The sequence below is a fragment of the Pseudomonas oryzihabitans genome (assembly GCF_032027545.1).
Taxonomy (GTDB): Bacteria; Pseudomonadota; Gammaproteobacteria; order Pseudomonadales; family Pseudomonadaceae; genus Chryseomonas; species Chryseomonas oryzihabitans_F.
The window spans coordinates 1-808 of record NZ_JAVSJB010000084.1 but is presented as its reverse complement, the minus strand read 5'-3'; the positions used below and the strand labels follow the sequence as shown (position 1 = coordinate 808).

The 808-nt window shown below is 55.4% G+C and carries 1 protein-coding gene and 1 riboswitch; the gene reads right to left on the bottom strand.

The genetic code is table 11. The features are described 5' to 3' along the window. Positions 1 to 8: 8 nt before the first annotated feature. Positions 9 to 392, bottom strand: a complete 384-nt coding sequence (gene crcB, locus RND78_RS27815) for a fluoride efflux transporter CrcB (protein WP_058793839.1) — start codon at positions 390 to 392, stop codon at positions 9 to 11. 107 nt (positions 393 to 499) lie between these two features. Continuing rightward, a riboswitch (Fluoride riboswitch) is annotated at positions 500 to 560 on the bottom strand. Between the last annotated feature and the right edge of the window lie 248 nt (positions 561 to 808).

Sequence of the window (808 nt, the reverse complement as noted above, 5' to 3'; positions counted from 1 at the left end):
GATTGCCTCTAGCGTGGGTGAAGCAGGTTGATGGTCAAAATACCCAGGGCTGTCATGCACAGAGACCCCACGACATGAACGCTGATTGCGGTCAGCGCCATGAGCAGCCTTCCTTGCTGGATTAGCATCAGTGTCTCAGCAGAAAACGTCGAGAAGGTGGTTAAGCCGCCGCAAAATCCGGTAATCAGAAACAGACGCCATTCAGGCGCAATCCCGGGCCAAGCAGCGAAGATGGCTACGGCCATTCCGATGATGTAGCCACCTACAAGATTCGCAACGACCGTCCCAGGCGGGAGCGACGGGAACCAGGCGTTAAGCTTCAAGCCTAGTGTCCAGCGGAGCCAGGCACCCAAGGTCGCACCGAGTGCGATGGCTATGAGCGGTTTCAGCATGGGATGTCTCCCAAGGGGAATGGAAGACTAGGGGCCGGGGAGGGATATGGTCGGTGCATAGCGCTGTCCTTGAAAAAGACAGGGCGCACCTACGCACCCTGCCAAGGGGTTACGTAGGCATCATCAGCACGAGGCGGTTTGAGGAGGAATGCCATCTCCTAACCAGATCATAGCAGCGCAGCAGGTGACTTTGAAGATGGCTCGTTCTTGAAGCCGACATGCTTGCCACTGCTTATTGAGACCCGGAGCATGCCTGCACTCCTCAAACGCCGAGGGTTTAGAAACCGATCGACTCTGCGGTAGCTAGGAGGCAAACGTCCTATTCGTCACAGGTATTCACAGCTTTCGCTATTGCCAGACGATATTCAGCTGGACTACGCCCACCCAGTGCCAATTTGATTCGCTCCTTATTGTAA